The following is a 15,234-nucleotide window of genomic DNA, read 5'->3' as shown; positions in this document are numbered from 1 at the left end:
TGACTTTATTAATGTAGATTGTTTATTTGGAAAGCTAGACATGACCGCTATTTCTGAAGCACTTTTTTGGCAGCTTTTATGTGCTTTATTGTCCGTAAGTATGGGACAGTGCAAATGACTGCATTTTGGGTAAGGAATATTAATCTTAAAATGGGACAAGCTCCAGTCATTTATTTAATGCCAGAATTGTTTAAAAAAATAATAAATAATGAATTTGACCCAAGGGAAATTATCACACACAAAATGTCCCTTGAAGACGCATGTCATGGTTATCAAATTTTTAATAATCGTGAGGATGATTGTATAAAAGTCGTTCTAAAACCATGATCCTCTGGAAGCATGGCATTACAAAGAGTATGTCTCTGTTATGGAAATTTTTTAAAATGAAATCAGAAAAGTCTTTAAGGCAGTTTTTTCTTTAGGAACTAAAGGGGCCGTTTAGTTGAATTAAAAATAGTTAAATAGAACAAATGCGATTCTTAGATTGATGAATCGTTTTTTTTGCGTGATAGCTTTAAGAATACTGTATGTTTTTTATTCTGGACAGGCGTTTTATTTTCCGAGATGGGATAAAATCAATTGTCCTGTATATAAAAACATTTAGAAAAAAACTATAATATTTTCTTTAAAAATATTTAAATACGTAAATGGTATTAGGCTTAAATATCAAAGTTGTAATGAAGATCTTAGTGGAAAAAATTCATTATTTGTAAAATAACTCAGCTAAATTAAGGAAGGAAAAAACATTCTGTTGCTTCAAAAATTGGATAAAGTGTACAAAATAGAATATTTTCATCTTGAATTATTATATTTTTGTAACTATAATAACATGAAAGTACGCGAATTGAATATTGAATGCGAAATGAATACTTTCTTTGAAAAACATATTGATGGGGGAGTCATTATCATTGAAAAAATTAATGTTGATTACGACTGGTGGAACAGTAGCTTCACTTGAAGGAGAAAACGGACTTGCGCCTGAACTGCATGCCGATGATTTATTAAGTTACATACCTGAATTAAATGTACGTTGCCGTATTGATACGAGGGAGTTAATGAACATTGATAGCACCAACATGCAACCAGAGTTTTGGATAGACTTGGCGAATGTTATTTATGAACACTACGGTCTGTACGATGGCTTCATTATTACGCATGGCACCGATACAATGGCTTACACCTCAGCTGCACTTTCTTATATGTTACAAGATGCATCAAAACCGATTGTGATTACAGGTTCGCAAATCCCTATTTCGTATAGTAAAACAGATGCAAAACGAAACATTTCAGATGCCATTCGTTTTGCTTGTGAAGAAATAGGTGGGGTATATATTGTATTTGACGGCAAAGTCATTCAAGGGACAAGAGCGATTAAACTTAGAACGAAAAGCTATGATGCCTTTGAAAGTATTAATTATCCGTATGTAGCATCGATACATGATGACTATATTGAATATAATAAATCCATTAAAATCCCTAAAAAGAAACACATTCAATTAGATACGTCACTTTGTACAGATGTGGCGGTTGTGAAATTACATCCTGGGATAAAACCAGAATTTTTTGACTGCCTAAAAGGTTTGTATAAAGGAGTGGTTGTGGAAAGCTATGGAAGTGGTGGTATTCCTTTTCAAGTGCGCAACATTTTAGAGAAATTAATTGAATTAACAGAGCACGGTGTATCGGTTGTCATTACGACTCAATGTCTAGAAGAAGGAGAAGACATGGGTATATATGAAGTTGGTCGGAAAATTGACCATGATCGTGTAGTACGTTCTAAAAATATGAACACAGAAGCAATCGTACCGAAATTAATGTGGGTGCTAGGAAAAACAACAGATCCCAAAAAGGTAAAAGAAATGATGGAAACAACAATTGCAGCAGATATTTCATTATATTTTTGAAATCCTGCTAATTAGTCTATCAACTCAAATATTTGGGGGCTATAAACTCCTGACTTTGGACAGACTTCATCAGTTGATGAAGTTAATCTTTTTTTACAGTGAAAAAAACAAGTACCAGTGAGGGAACTGCAGCAATTGCTTGATATGCTAGTTCCTTGATAATAAGGGTTATTCTTGTGTCATATTAATGAAGGAAAACGAGAGGCGTGAAACGCTTCTCTTTTTTATGCTTTAAATAAAATATATTTTCATTTTTATGGTGTTGTTAGAACTAAAATAGTGTATGATGCATAGTATAAGGTATGGTGTACGTCACATAGTATAGAGAAGAGGTGATTGGATGAGCACTTTACTGAATTCATTAACCACTGAGTTGCGCAGAGGCACTTTGACGTTAGCTGTTCTAAGTCAGCTCAAAACCCCTCAGTATGGGTACTCGCTTGTCCAGCGTTTAGAGAAGTCGGGAATTACCATTGATCAAAGTACTTTATATCCTTTGCTTCGCCGCCTGGAAAAACAAGAATTGGTCACCAGCAGCTGGGATACTTCTGAAAGTAGACCGCGCAAGTACTATTCTTTAAGCGATTATGGGGGAGAAATATTCACTCAGTTAAAGGAAGAATGGGAAAAAACTTCTCAAGAGCTTTATATATTATTAAAAGGAGAGGGAGAAGATGGAGCTGATTGAACTTTATATTCAGGAAGTGACCCGCAGGCTGCCAGAAAAAAGCCGGGAGGATATTGCTCTTGAGCTTCAATCTACAATCGAAGATATGCTTCCGGCGGATCATACGGAGCAAGACGTGAAAGCCGTTCTTTTAAAATTAGGAGATCCTGTTACACTGGCAAGTCGTTATCGCGATCGGCCGATGCATCTGATTGGACCGCGTTATTTTGATGTTTATATCTGTCTGTTGAAAATGATTATACCAATCGCTGCAGTCATTTCATTGATCGGATTAATAGGGGATAACCCTTTTCGAGATATGGAGAATACGGTTGTGGACGCAATTTTAATAATAATCGGGAAAGGGATTGCGGGTATCATCAGTACAGGTATCCAAGTGTTTTTCTGGTTAACGATTTCATTTGCCATTTTAGAACGCGTGGATACGTCAAAAGACCAGTCGCCTTTAACAAAAGACTTGAAACCATGGACACCGGAAAACCTAAAAGATATTCCGAACATTTCAAAGAAAAAAGCGGTTCCTATGATCGAGATTTTTGCGAGTTTGTTAGGTCTTTCTGTCTTCGTGGCCCTTTATTTCAATGCAGCAAACCTCTTAGGAGTCTATGAAAAAAGAAATGGCAGTCTCATTTTCGTGACACCTTCTTTCAATCAAGAAGTATTGAATTCCTATTGGCTGCTGGTTTCAGGCGTCGTCATCATTGGGGTGATCTTGGCGATTTATAAATTATTTTTAAGGCGATGGACCCTGAAACTAGCTTTATTTCATGCCATATACCAACTGTTATCCACTCTGACTTTCATCATCATCATCAGTAATCCTGATTTATTGAACCCGGAATTCACTGCGTACCAAAGAACACTATTTTCAATCGATGAATGGAAAACCTCGATCTACTGGGGTCTCATACTCATCTCCATCTTTTTTGCCGTCTACGATTCCTATCAAGGCTTCCGTAAGGCAAAAATCCGTTAAGGCACAGCATCCAGCTGTGTTTTTTGTTTGAAAGTTCCTTGAAGTGAAAAGTGAGCTTATAACAAGTCTGTAAGATTATTATTTCTCAATTTACAACTGAAAACAGAAAAACACCTCATATGAAATATAGTTTTTAACTAACTATACAGCATATGAGGTGTTACATTTTTTTTATTGAACTGCATCGAACTGATTAACTTTCCAAGTGGATCCGGACTTATAAAAGGTAACTGTTCTTTTTACTGAGTCACCGTCGACTGTAGGTACAGTTAAATTGTAGGATCTAACATTGGTTTTTTGATAGACCAATTTAATTTTTGCTTTTCTCCACTCTAACATGCTGTCGCCGTCTCCGATTGGACGGGCTAATTTCCCTTTATGTGTAATATAACTATATTTGTTCAGCCCTTTTTCAACTGCATTATTAGTAAATGTCTCTGCTAAGTAGGTAGTCAATTTATCTTTTGTATTAAACTCTTGGCAAAGGTATGAATACTCTGTCCCTTTATAATTGAAAGTTTTTTGTGAACATGAACGGGCTTTGTAACCATGTAAAGCATTCCAAAAATGTTTGCTGGCATTATCGGCTATTTTTAATGCATTTGCGTCAGACAAATTCTGTGATGTCGTTTTAGCGGTAACCTGACCACTTAATGTGAAAAATAAAATGATAATGGATAATAGCACACCTGAAAATTTTTTCATATTATATCTCCCCAATCCCTAATAGGATACTTATGTAACGAAAGTGTAATTAACATTACAATTGTTACATTTATATTACAACATGATCGGCATAAGTAAAAGAGAAATCTTGTTAATTTTTAAATAAAATTTTTATATATACATAGTTTGTTCACTTTATTCTTTTTGAAATCCCATTTGTAAGGAAAGGACTTGGCTGTTACATACTTATTCCACCAACTGGCCTATTTAAAACCCAGCAGTGAATTTTTTTCCAATAGCGGGACAAGTTAATCCATTATATTTTCATTAATATCAAGATATGTACAAAGAATCCGAATTTCCCGGGCAGAGCCCGAAAGTAATAAAATATAAAGATTTGACAAACTTTCAAGTCCTACCGTATTATAAATTATATACTTGAATACATTCTCCAAAGGGGAGTAGCTTTTACAACAATGTCGTCATTACGGAGCTTTTTGCTCTCGGTGTTGTTGGCAGCATATTGTTGTTAGCCAGACCTTACCTATTGGTAAAGGTCTATTTATTTTTCAGTAAACCTTTACCAAAATGGTAAAGGTTTTTTTGTGCAGGATCATGCAGCCTTTTAGGAAATGTATAAATATATTGGGGATGTAGAATTACAAATAAATATAAAAATGGAGTGTATTCTTTGATACTTAGAAAATCTTTATTACTTTTAGGGATAGGTTCAGCACAAATAGATTTAATCCTTCCGAAAAACACGTATAAATCTGGTGAATGCATAAATGGATATTTCTTGATTAAGGGTGGTACCCTTGCGCAAAGAATAAGGAGGATAGAATGTGATTTAATTATGGATACTCATTCTACCGGAATTGACGAAATCCTTAAAACGAGCACCATTTTGTCTTCAAGAGAGATAAATTCAGGGGAAAGCAATGAAATTCCTTTTAACTTTTGTCTGCCTATATTGAAGGACCCTTATAAGCAAGGGGTTTCTTATCGTCTTAAAACGAGACTGATACTGGATAAAGGGATAATAGGCAAGGATGATGACTGGATTTTCATCGATTCTGAATAAAGTGGAAATGGAGGTGGGAACATGAATATCTTGAAATTTACTGAGCTTGCCATAGATTATTTGGAAGAATTTCTTTTATTGAGGCTTTTTATATTAGCTTTACTGTTATTGGCGGTTTATTATATTTTGAATAAAATGGTTGAATGGTTCTTTAAAAGGTCCAATTTTTTTGATGAGGAAGTCGAAAAAACGATACAGGGGGTTACTCGTTCTTCTCTTAGGTACGGCATTTCCGCGCTTTTCCTTATATATTTGATTGGACAGTTTATAGACCTAAAAGGAATTTTAGCTGGAGCTGGGATTTTAGGGGTCGTAATCGGATTTGCCGCTCAGCAGATGCTTAAGGATATCTTATTGGGATTCGTAAGGCTTTCAGATAATGAATTTCGAGTGGGGAATTTTGTGACATTCAATGGGACAAGCTCTGGGACGATTGAGGAAATCGGTATCCGGTTCATGCAGATCAGGGAATGGTCAGGAAAACTACTGACAATCCCACATAGTGAAATCAGGACGATTCAAAATTTCAATAAAGGGAAAATGCGAATCATTGAACGCGTTACTGTAAGTTACCAAGAAAATCCTGAAAAGGTAAAACGGCTGTTGGAAGATATATGCCATATCTGTAATGAGAAGTATGGTGAAACACTTCTAAGGCTAGAGGATGGTACACCTGAAGAGGATTTTAGATATATTGGCATTACTGATTTAAATCCGAATCTTAAATATGTTGGTTATGAACTATGCTTAGTGGGACTTGTTAATCCTGAACATTACTTTGAAACAGCGAGAAGTGTGAGGTTTGAAATGATGACTGCTTTATATGAGCATCAAATTATAATGCCTTCTGCCCATTTGCTCGTTCAAGGCAATCCTAATCATGAACGTATTTTGGAGAACTGAAAAGAAGAAGGGATAGGTCATGAAAAATTGGTGGAGAAGATAACAGAGGGCAGAAGCATTACTAACAGTATTCATTTTAACTTATGGATATTAAAGTGCTTTCTTTTAAAGGAAGTCGATGAAAGTTGATTGGAACGTAGAGAACTTGCTTTCCGTGGGCGGTCCGTCCTCTAAGCATTAACCGCTGGGGGGCTTGGCAGACAGTCGGCGGAAAGGGAGCTGATTTCTGAAAACAAATGGAACTTTTTTTGTTTTAAAAAACGCAGGCAAACTCGCTTATCTTCAAGTTTGTCTACAGTCTGGGCTTTCTTTTAAAGGAAGTCCATTTTTTATACAATACGTCGAAAAAACCTGCCCAAAAAATAGGTTATATTTATGGATTTTACCTTGATTTATCAGATTAAATAGATTATTATGGAATTAACATAAAATGGAAGGGTGACCTTTAAACAATGATCATTTAATCCTATTCTTCAAGAAAAAAATACGTGCTAAATACGAACTTTTTTCTGGATAGGATTAGTCTGTACATTAAAATACAAACAAAGATCATTGTGTTCCGTCCATTAGGGATATTTTGCTCTGTTAATTTTGTATTGTACTGCCTCCTGTCCAGAAATCTCACAGGAGGTTTTTATATTGGGGAAACATACATCCGTAACATTGAGTAATAAAGAGCCTAACATATTTAAAAATCGTGTATTCCGGGCCATTATCTTATCAGGCTTGTTTTTACAAATAGGGATATGGGTACGGAATTTTGCAGTTTTATTATTCGTCATGGAAAAGACAAACGGGAATGCCTTTGCCATCTCCATGATATCAGTAGCGGAATTCGCGCCCATTTTTATTTTTTCATTTATTGGAGGGACGTTTGCTGACCGCTGGAGTCCAAAAAAAACGATGGTTTGGTGTGATATATTAAGTGCAATATCCGTATTTGCGGTGCTTATCTCGCTTATCTTCGGCAGTTGGAAAATGGTATTCTTCGCAACTTTGATTTCGGCGATTCTTTCTCAGTTTTCTCAGCCATCAGGCATGAAGCTATTTAAGATGCATTTGCCAGAAAGTCAAATTCAGACAGGGATGTCTGTTTATCAGACCGTCTTTGCAGTATTTATGGTTTTAGGTCCGATTCTCGGTACATTCGCCTTCCAATCATTCGGGATAAATATTTCAATTGCGATTACTGGCCTGGCGTTTTTACTTTCAGCTGGTGCCCTCGCCTTTCTTCCAAAAGATTTTAAACTGGATGAAGAGACCGCAAAAACAACGATATGGCAGGAAATGAAAAGCGGAGTGAGGTATGTGTTGCGAAAAAAGGAACTAAGTTTGCTTGGTTTATGTTTTTTGGCAGCCGGGCTCGGACTTGGTTTCATTCAGCCGCTCTCAATATTTCTTGTTACAGAACAACTGGAACTGCCTAAGGAAAATCTACAATGGTTATTTATGGTAAATGGGTTTGGCATGATTTTAGGTGGAGCCGGTGTGATGATTTTCGCCAAAAAGGTGGCACCTCAAAGATTATTAGCTTTAGGAATGCTTGTGAATGCCATTGGATTAGCGGTAATGGGGCTTTCAACAAATCTTTGGGTTACACTTACAGCCGAGTTCTTTAATGGGCTAATGCTGCCTTGTATTCAAATCGGGATCAATACATTGATATTACAGAGGACCGAAGGCGAGTTCATCGGAAGGGTCAATGGAATCTTAAGCCCGTTATTCACTGGGTCGATGGTGTTGACCATGAGTGCAGCAGGCGTCCTGAAAGAGCAATTTTCACTCCTCGCCATATTTGAAACAGCCGCTTTCTTTTTTATTCTAGGGATGTTTTTCATTTTGCCATTGTACAATCAAAAGGCTGAAACAAAACCCCTGGAAATTCAATCGTAATTATCTTGAGTTTGCAAACACCTAAATACAGCTATAGCCATAAGAAAAGCAGCCAATTTGGCTGCTTTTCTTTATTTTTTCTTCTGACTGTTATTACATCTGATAAAAACTGGATTTACAATTATTTTTAGAGTACTGGTAAATGCTAAAAATGGACTTATTGGTACTTATGCATTTAATTTTCAAAAGTCAGGTGAATAAGTAGATTTTATCGATTATTTTGATCAATAGTTTGAGTCTAACGAATGCTTTTAGGGCGTCTTTTCCTCTACAGCCATAGGCGATTCATATGGTGAATATTAACATTGTAACTTACTAGGAATTCAGGTATTATATCAATACAAGCTGTACTGTTCGTATTGATAATAAAGTTTTAACCTTTAAGCTGTAATAGGGAGTTTTATATTGAATCAGGAATGTTATGCCTCGTCACTGACTTGGACAACAGGATTTTTTCTGCAAACACCCACTTTGAGGAGTGGTGGTTTAAAACTTTCTTACTGAATACGGCAATGGCGGCTTATATCTTTAAATGTCCAAACCGGTCTCGTTCTGAGGCCGGTTTTTTGCTGTTTTTCAATTTGTAATGATTATCCATTTTTTTTGAAATTTTCATTTTGATCAGCCTAAAAAACAATGTTGATAACTCTTGCTTATTAAATGTTTACTCTTGCTTTGTATACCGGTTGGCATAACTTGAAGCGACGAAAGCATTGGGTTTGATTTTCGGTTCCACGCCCATGGATTCCATCCTGGCTACCATTTCTTTTACAAATTCACTGGTTTTGTTCCGCTTCCCAATCCCGATATCAATATGCCCTTCCATTGTGAACGTTGCCCCTTGATATACGGCAGGCAGTACAATATCGATTAATTGATTTTTTCTTTCTTCCGTAAACAATGATACGATCTCCTCTGTTAACGACAATTCTTGTGAAATTCGTTCATGCAAATGCAGCATCCTTCTAGGAATCATCACTTTTCTTATACAACCCCAAACACCATTTCCGACCTGCCGTATTACGATGCCTGTAATGAAAACCGTGTGCTTTTTATGTACTTGCGAATCTGTACCGACCATTAATCGATAATCACCGGAAGGATTTAATTTCATGAACTCAACAATATGAACAAATACATCTTCAAATGACATGTCTTTTTTCTGAAGGTTTTGAAATGGAATGTTATGAAATGGATATTGCGTCATATTATTGCACCCAACCTTTCCCCGGATATAATCAAATTATTAATTATCTCATGCCGCTCATAACACATCATATGAAGGGGGTCATTGTTTCGTGCGGTTGGAAGTACCGGCACCTATAGAATGCAGTCAACAAAAGGTAATCTCGCTGAATAGCTATCACCTCAAGTTTTAATTGTTCTATTTTAAACAAAAAGACTCTAGGCAAAAGGTGTTCTACCCTAATGTTAAAACAAAGTTGATTGGAGCGGGTGTACGAAACTCCTGCTAATAAAGGCACGTCCAATGGAGACACCCCGCAGGCACAATGGCTCCGAGGGCGGACCGCCTGCTGAAAGCGAAAATTAATGGACAAATTAAACTCTGTAAACAAACTCAACCATAGAAGATGATAGTGTTTATATTGTTTTATAAAAATATAGATGGCCCGCTGCTATGGATAGTCTCTTAGACTATCCATTTTTTCTTTCCGGAGCTTTGAACTAAATTCCCCTGACGGATTAATTGATAAATATTTCCAAAACAAATATAATTTTCAGTAAAGGAATACCTTTATCAATCGAAGTGAATGTAAACGATTTCAATGATGCACAAATGAATAAAGTTATTGGGGAAGGGTTGGCATTTTTATGAACAAATTATCTGTTGGCGTTTTTACCTTTATGCTGTATTTTGTTCCCTTATCAAGTACTTCACCTGGATCAGCGGAAGTAAAACCAGATTACAAGCTTTATGTAATGGCCCCATTGGGCGAAATAACAAATTGGGAGGAATTTGAGGCACAGTTAACTCAGTTGAAGGAAAATGGAGTTTATGCAATAACGACAGATATTTGGTGGGGATTAGTCGAGAGTAAAAAAGATAATCAGTTTGATTGGTCCTATTATAAAAAATATGCGGAAACTGTGAAAGCTTCCGGTTTAAAATGGGTGCCCATTTTGTCTACACATCAATGCGGCGGTAATGTGGGGGATGATTGTAACTATTCCATCCCGAGTTGGCTCTGGAATAAAGACACTCTAGAAAACATGGCATTCAAGAGTGAAAGTGGTTTCTGGAATAAGGAGGTACTTGCTCCTTGGTGGGAAGGTACAGCCGATCAGTACAACGAATTATATAAATCCTTTGCAGAGAACTTTGCTGATAAGAAGGATTTAATAGCTAAAATATATTTAAGTGCAGGACCAGCTGGGGAACTACGATATCCCTCCTATCAAAATGCTGATGGCTGGGATTATCCTGAAAGGGGACAGCTTCAAGTTTATACAGAAGGAGCGAAACGGGACTTCAGGCTTACCATGAGGGAAAAATATTCAACGATAAAAAAATTAAATGGTGCGTGGGGAAAAACGTATAAAAACTGGAATGAGATACAGCCGCCAGGAAACGGGGATAAATTTTTCACCAGGGGCGGAGCAATCGATACACAATTTGGATACGACTTTATGCAGTGGTATCAAGGAGCACTCGAAAAGCATCTTGCAAAAATCTCTAAATTCGCCCATAAACATTTTGATGCAGTCTTTGGCGTGCCAATTGGAGCTAAAATCTCAGGAGTACATTGGAAAATGAATGATCCAGTACTGCCGCATTCAGCAGAGTATAGTGCAGGGTACTATAACTACTCCCAATTATTGAATCAGTTTAAGAAATCGAATATGGCCCTCACGTTCACCTGTTTGGAAATGGGAGATCAAGACGCACATACTGCACCATCCTATAGCGCACCTAAAACGTTGGTTACCCATATCGCCTCATTGGCCAATGAAAAAGGAATTTCTTTGAATGGGGAAAACGCACTCCCGCTTATCAACAATGAAGGGGGATTTGACAATATAGCAGAAATGGTTTTTAACCATGATTTTGATGGATTTACCTTGCTAAGGATGTCCTATTTATTCGACGATGAAGGAAAACCAACAAATGAGTTCAGGATGATGGCTGATAAATTGAAAGGCATGTCGATTCCAGTTACATTCACAGTTGAAAATGTACCTCCCACACATGGAGTTTACTTAATTGGGGATAGAGGCGAAATTGGCAGGTGGAATCCTGAAGATTACGAATATGAACTCACTCAAAGCACTGAAGGCAGCTGGAGTGGAACATTTCGTTTAGCCGCAGATCGATTTTATGAATTCAAGTTCGTCCTGAAAGATGAAAATGGCCATATTACTTGGCAAGATGGGGAAAATAATAGGTATAAAACTCCTTTGAATGGAGGAGGAAACTATAAAACTTCATGGTAGATGAAGAAATGGTGTCTTTCATTTTGCAAGCCTAACGGTTTCTATCTAAATATTTAAAACTCTCAAAAAAATATTGCAGTTGATTTCAGAAATCCACTCCCTTTCCGCCGACTGTCAGCTAAGCCTCCTTGCCGCAAAGCGTCTGCGGGGTCTCGGCTAGCCAGTTTTTTCGGCAGGAGTGTCGCAACTTTCTTCAATCTATTAAAGGTTTCATCCATTTAAATTAGTAAAAAAACAAGAATGATAACTAAGTTTATCTTTAGAACATGGTTGTGAGAGAATTTTTAATATAAAGTTGATCGGAGCGGGTGTTCGAAACTCCTGCGGGAATATTATTTACTCCAAGGAAGACTCCACAGGCGAAAGACCGCACTCGGAAAGCAAGTGCCTGAATTTTACAGAATGACTAACTATGTAGGACTTGTGGAAAGAATATAAGGAATGGAAAGTCATCACAAGTTAGGATCATTAGCACTGACCGCAATATTTGAGGGAATATTATTTTAAGTCTTAAATGATCTGTACTTACATTAAATAAAACAAGCGGACAATTTTTGAACCAAACAACAAGAAAGGGAGGAATTGAAATAAATGAAGACAATGATTACATGGACAGGGGAAATGGCCTTTTCTGGCACAACTCCGTCGGGACATGAAATAAAGATGGATGCATCCGAAGATGTAGGAGGAAAAAATAGCGGAGCAAGACCCACTGAGTTACTTTTGCATTCTCTTGCCGGGTGCACAGGCATTGATATTGTAATGATTTTAAAAAAAATGCGATTTGAAACAAAGTCCTTTCAAATAGAAATAGAAGGGGCACGATCAGAAAATCATCCTAAGCGATTTACCGATTTTCATATCCATTATTTATTGGAGGGTGATATGCCTGAAGATAAAGTGGTCCGTGCCATTCAATTATCCAAAAATACGTACTGTTCAGTATATCATTCATTAAATGCCAACATTAAAATCAGCTATTCGATAAATGGTGTAAAAGGAAAACAAGAATTATAATTTATACATTTTTCATTTAAAAGTACAGCCTTCATTTCATAAGCAAATGGAGGCTGTTTTCGACTGGTATTGACATCCTTGTTCAAGGAATCATCTATACCAAAACATTCAAAACTCAGAAAATGATCCCTCTACATGTTAATCCTAGGCGTATTCTTAAGAAAAAATCATCTCCAAAATTCCTTTTCCAGGTAATAGTACTCCATTTTTCGGAAGGAGAGGGTTTATTTAGTCAGCAAGTAATCAAAATGTAATGGTTTGTCATTGGAATGCCCTTGATGTTAGGAGTTTATCGATATAAACTTTAGATACTATTGAGGAGTGGATAAGTTGAAAGAGATAACCATTGACAAATTAATTTTTAAAAATCATTTATCGATGATTGAACAATACTCATTGAAAGATTTCATGTTTAAGTGGCTCAACAGCCCTGAAGAAGGATTGGATGATCTTCTTCCGCTTACATACACAGATCAAGTTTTTGCAAAAATGGAAACGACATTGGAGACAAAAATAAAGATCCACGGAGAAGAAACCTTCAGATATGTCACCATTACGGAAGATAACCAAATTGTAATAGGGTGCTTGGACTCTAATCAGGAGTTAAAGTTTAGAGTTGTTTCCCTGGAGGAACGTTTGAAAAGCTACTAAAACTTTAGACTTAGCATTGTATACTTTTAAGAGTTGAATCATATGTTCAGATAAATAAATCAAGACCGTTCCTGTTTATTAAAGGAACGGTCTTTTTAAGGTGTTATTATTTTTTTATCACGTTAAGAACAGCGTCAATACGATATAAGATTGTACCCGAAAGTAAAATGAAATTCATACCTTTTGCCAGTTGAGCGAGTAATTCTATAAATTCGTAATGTTTTTGGATTAATTTAACAAATTTTAAACGAATATTGATTTGTCTTAGTGTAATATATAGTAATGAAGTCAATTAAAACACTTGGGGGGAATTGAGTTGAGCGAGACGTTGGCAAGTTCATTAAAAATGCTTTTGAAAGAAACGTTTGAAGGACCGGGAAATGGAGGGAGCTATTATACTGAATCGAAACCGAATACCGGGGTTTTTGGTACACTTGATGGTTTAACCGCAGAAGATGCTTCGCGTTCCATAAATGGATCAACCATTGCTGCTCATTCTGACCACATCCGGTATTATTTATGGGTGATCCGAACAATGATCAGTGGTGCAAACTTCGAAAAAGATTGGGACGCAAGCTGGACCATTCATCATGTTGATGAGGTAAAATGGGAGGAAATCAGGGAGGGATTACATAAAGAATATGTAACTCTTCTCGAAGAAATCGACACAATCGATTTAGGAAAATGGCTGACAAATGTAAATGCGACCATTGCCCACTCGGCTTATCATCTTGGAGCGTTACGGCAAATGTTAAAAAGCCTTGAAATAGAAAAATAATTTACAATATTGAGGGTTTGCAAAATGATTGGAGCGATTTGCACCTGTGGGGTCTCCTTTGGACGCGCTTTCCCCGAGGGAGTCTCGTACACCCGTTCCAATCAACTTTGTAAAAAATTAGATGAAATGGTCCCATCCCGAAGCATGATTTTGAAACAAGCCTAGGAGTTCTTAATGTTTTTTCCTGTAATCTTTATTGGGTTGTAGACATTTGCGATACTCCGGTTTCATATACCTGAATGAAGTCGTTATTCCTTCATGTTTATGTCGTACCGTATATCACTCCGTTATTCTTTGCCCCTTCAATTCCTTAATGCCTATTTTTTTACGTTCTTGCTCAGCCACATATGAAAACAGAGGTAAAAATTGGTCCACCAATAACTTTTCAGTATCACCCATACCTCTGGATTTCCTACCAAAAAGTGCCTCATTTTCAGTACCACAATTTCTGCGTTCAAATCTCAAGTAATGTACTTCCATGCTCGAATGATACCATAGTAATCTATACCCAATCTGTCTATTGAATTAAGGAATAACAAATCGCCTTCGCTAATGATCAAGAGCCCCTGAAATTGAGGCCGGTTAATAAGCTGCCGTTCTGGATTTTGATTTTTTGCCGAAAAACGAGCATTTTCAATTTTAAAAATGGCAGCTAACAATATTGGTTTATTTATGTAAAAAAGTTAGTTTATGAAGAAATGTTCTTTAACTAATGGGGGCAGCTTAGTTGTGAAAGGATTTAATAAGTTTGAAGCTTAATCTATGAACAAATAATTAAAAAAGGAACCTATACCTTGATGATAGGAGAATAAAACAAATACGGTCCTGTCAATAATAAATTGACACGACACCAATTAGTGTCATATAATAAAAGACACCAATTGGTGTCCAATTAAAGGGGGGGTGATTTTGAACGAGAAAAATCAAGATCGTGATATTTATGTAGCCATCGCTGACCCAACAAGACGTAAATTGCTACGTTTGTTGGCGGACGTGGAAGAATTGCCGCTCAATGGGATGACCGTTCATTTTGAAATGGGTCGTACTGCGGTTTCAAAGCATTTGGCAATCCTTAAGGAGGTTGGTCTCGTAAACAGCAGAAAGGTCGGCAGGGAAACGCGTTATCGGCTGAATGCTGCCCCGTTGAAAGAAATTGAGGATTGGGTATCGTTTTACAAGAGATTCTGGAGCGAAAGAATGTTGCTTTTAAACCAAATATTA

Annotated in this window: 12 protein-coding genes, 1 other RNA gene and 2 pseudogenes; 13 read left to right on the top strand and 2 right to left on the bottom strand. The window is 36.8% G+C overall.

Going from position 1 to position 15,234, the window contains the following annotated elements:
• Positions 1 to 90: 90 nt before the first annotated feature.
• The 4 genes and pseudogenes from JNUCC41_RS22105 to JNUCC41_RS22090 all read left to right on the top strand — a co-directional run.
• A pseudogene (locus JNUCC41_RS22105) lies at positions 91 to 327 on the top strand (glutathione-dependent formaldehyde dehydrogenase); the annotation flags it as partial.
• 581 nt (positions 328 to 908) lie between these two features.
• Complete coding sequence (locus JNUCC41_RS22100; RefSeq protein WP_192204859.1) at positions 909 to 1,904, top strand: asparaginase; 996 nt, start codon at positions 909 to 911, stop codon at positions 1,902 to 1,904.
• Positions 1,905 to 2,244: 340 nt separating this feature from the next.
• Positions 2,245 to 2,592: a PadR family transcriptional regulator gene (locus tag JNUCC41_RS22095; RefSeq protein ID WP_034306796.1), complete on the top strand. Its 348-nt coding sequence runs from the start codon at positions 2,245 to 2,247 to the stop codon at positions 2,590 to 2,592.
• Complete coding sequence (locus tag JNUCC41_RS22090) at positions 2,579 to 3,568, top strand: HAAS signaling domain-containing protein (RefSeq protein ID WP_192204858.1); 990 nt, start codon at positions 2,579 to 2,581, stop codon at positions 3,566 to 3,568. The genes JNUCC41_RS22095 and JNUCC41_RS22090 overlap by 14 nt, the downstream gene beginning before the upstream one ends.
• A gap of 171 nt (positions 3,569 to 3,739) precedes the next feature.
• Here JNUCC41_RS22090 and JNUCC41_RS22085 read toward each other — a convergent pair whose 3' ends face one another.
• A complete protein-coding gene (locus JNUCC41_RS22085) occupies positions 3,740 to 4,273 on the bottom strand; it encodes a DL-endopeptidase inhibitor IseA (RefSeq protein ID WP_192204857.1) in 534 nt (177 codons plus the stop codon).
• Positions 4,274 to 4,925: 652 nt separating this feature from the next.
• Between JNUCC41_RS22085 and JNUCC41_RS22080 the strand changes: the two genes are divergently transcribed.
• The 4 genes from JNUCC41_RS22080 (at position 4,926) to ssrS (ending at position 8,640) form a co-directional block, all read left to right on the top strand.
• Positions 4,926 to 5,318 carry a sporulation protein gene (locus tag JNUCC41_RS22080; protein WP_228467415.1) on the top strand — a complete coding sequence of 131 codons (393 nt, stop codon included), beginning with the start codon at positions 4,926 to 4,928 and terminating at the stop codon, positions 5,316 to 5,318.
• 21 nt (positions 5,319 to 5,339) lie between these two features.
• Positions 5,340 to 6,221: a mechanosensitive ion channel family protein gene (locus tag JNUCC41_RS22075; protein WP_192204856.1), complete on the top strand. Its 882-nt coding sequence runs from the start codon at positions 5,340 to 5,342 to the stop codon at positions 6,219 to 6,221.
• Positions 6,222 to 6,860: 639 nt separating this feature from the next.
• Complete coding sequence (locus JNUCC41_RS22070; protein WP_228467414.1) at positions 6,861 to 8,114, top strand: MFS transporter; 1,254 nt, start codon at positions 6,861 to 6,863, stop codon at positions 8,112 to 8,114.
• Positions 8,115 to 8,453: 339 nt separating this feature from the next.
• Positions 8,454 to 8,640: non-coding RNA, 6S RNA (gene ssrS / locus JNUCC41_RS22065), on the top strand.
• A 138-nt stretch (positions 8,641 to 8,778) separates the two neighbouring features.
• Here the strand turns inward: ssrS and JNUCC41_RS22060 are convergent.
• Complete coding sequence (locus tag JNUCC41_RS22060) at positions 8,779 to 9,321, bottom strand: ribonuclease H-like YkuK family protein (RefSeq protein WP_192204854.1); 543 nt, start codon at positions 9,319 to 9,321, stop codon at positions 8,779 to 8,781.
• Positions 9,322 to 9,947: 626 nt separating this feature from the next.
• Here JNUCC41_RS22060 and JNUCC41_RS22055 point away from each other — a divergent pair.
• The 5 genes and pseudogenes from JNUCC41_RS22055 to JNUCC41_RS26905 form a co-directional block, all read left to right on the top strand.
• The gene (locus JNUCC41_RS22055; protein ID WP_228467413.1) at positions 9,948 to 11,567 is read left to right on the top strand and encodes a family 14 glycosylhydrolase; all 1,620 of its coding nucleotides are present in this window, start codon (positions 9,948 to 9,950) and stop codon (positions 11,565 to 11,567) included.
• Between the two features lie 591 nt (positions 11,568 to 12,158).
• Positions 12,159 to 12,584 (top strand): OsmC family protein, encoded by a 426-nt coding sequence (locus tag JNUCC41_RS22050; protein WP_192204853.1) that lies wholly within the window; start codon positions 12,159 to 12,161, stop codon positions 12,582 to 12,584.
• A gap of 330 nt (positions 12,585 to 12,914) precedes the next feature.
• On the top strand, positions 12,915 to 13,235 hold the full coding sequence (locus tag JNUCC41_RS22045) for a hypothetical protein (protein WP_192204852.1): 321 nt from the start codon (positions 12,915 to 12,917) through the stop codon (positions 13,233 to 13,235).
• Between the two features lie 316 nt (positions 13,236 to 13,551).
• The gene (locus JNUCC41_RS22040; protein WP_228467412.1) at positions 13,552 to 14,013 is read left to right on the top strand and encodes a hypothetical protein; all 462 of its coding nucleotides are present in this window, start codon (positions 13,552 to 13,554) and stop codon (positions 14,011 to 14,013) included.
• A 903-nt stretch (positions 14,014 to 14,916) separates the two neighbouring features.
• Positions 14,917 to 15,156, top strand: a pseudogene (locus JNUCC41_RS26905) (ArsR/SmtB family transcription factor); the annotation flags it as partial.
• Positions 15,157 to 15,234: the final 78 nt, after the last annotated feature.

The organism is Brevibacillus sp. JNUCC-41 (genome assembly GCF_014844095.1).
GTDB classification, from domain to species: Bacteria; Bacillota; Bacilli; order Bacillales; family DSM-1321; genus Peribacillus; species Peribacillus aracenensis.
The sequence above is the reverse complement of the archived record's forward strand: the minus strand, read 5'-3'. Positions and strand labels throughout refer to the sequence as shown.

Excerpts from the sequence above, each read along its gene's own strand:
- JNUCC41_RS22095 (WP_034306796.1), top strand. The coding sequence starts at position 2,245 with ATGAGCACTTTACTGAATTCATTAACCACTGAGTTGCGCAGAGGCACT.
- JNUCC41_RS22090 (WP_192204858.1), top strand. The coding sequence starts at position 2,579 with ATGGAGCTGATTGAACTTTATATTCAGGAAGTGACCCGCAGGCTGCCA.
- JNUCC41_RS22085 (WP_192204857.1), bottom strand. The coding sequence starts at position 4,273 with ATGAAAAAATTTTCAGGTGTGCTATTATCCATTATCATTTTATTTTTC.
- JNUCC41_RS22075 (WP_192204856.1), top strand. The coding sequence starts at position 5,340 with ATGAATATCTTGAAATTTACTGAGCTTGCCATAGATTATTTGGAAGAA.
- JNUCC41_RS22060 (WP_192204854.1), bottom strand. The coding sequence starts at position 9,321 with ATGACGCAATATCCATTTCATAACATTCCATTTCAAAACCTTCAGAAA.
- JNUCC41_RS22055 (WP_228467413.1), top strand. The coding sequence starts at position 9,948 with ATGAACAAATTATCTGTTGGCGTTTTTACCTTTATGCTGTATTTTGTT.
- JNUCC41_RS22050 (WP_192204853.1), top strand. The coding sequence starts at position 12,159 with ATGAAGACAATGATTACATGGACAGGGGAAATGGCCTTTTCTGGCACA.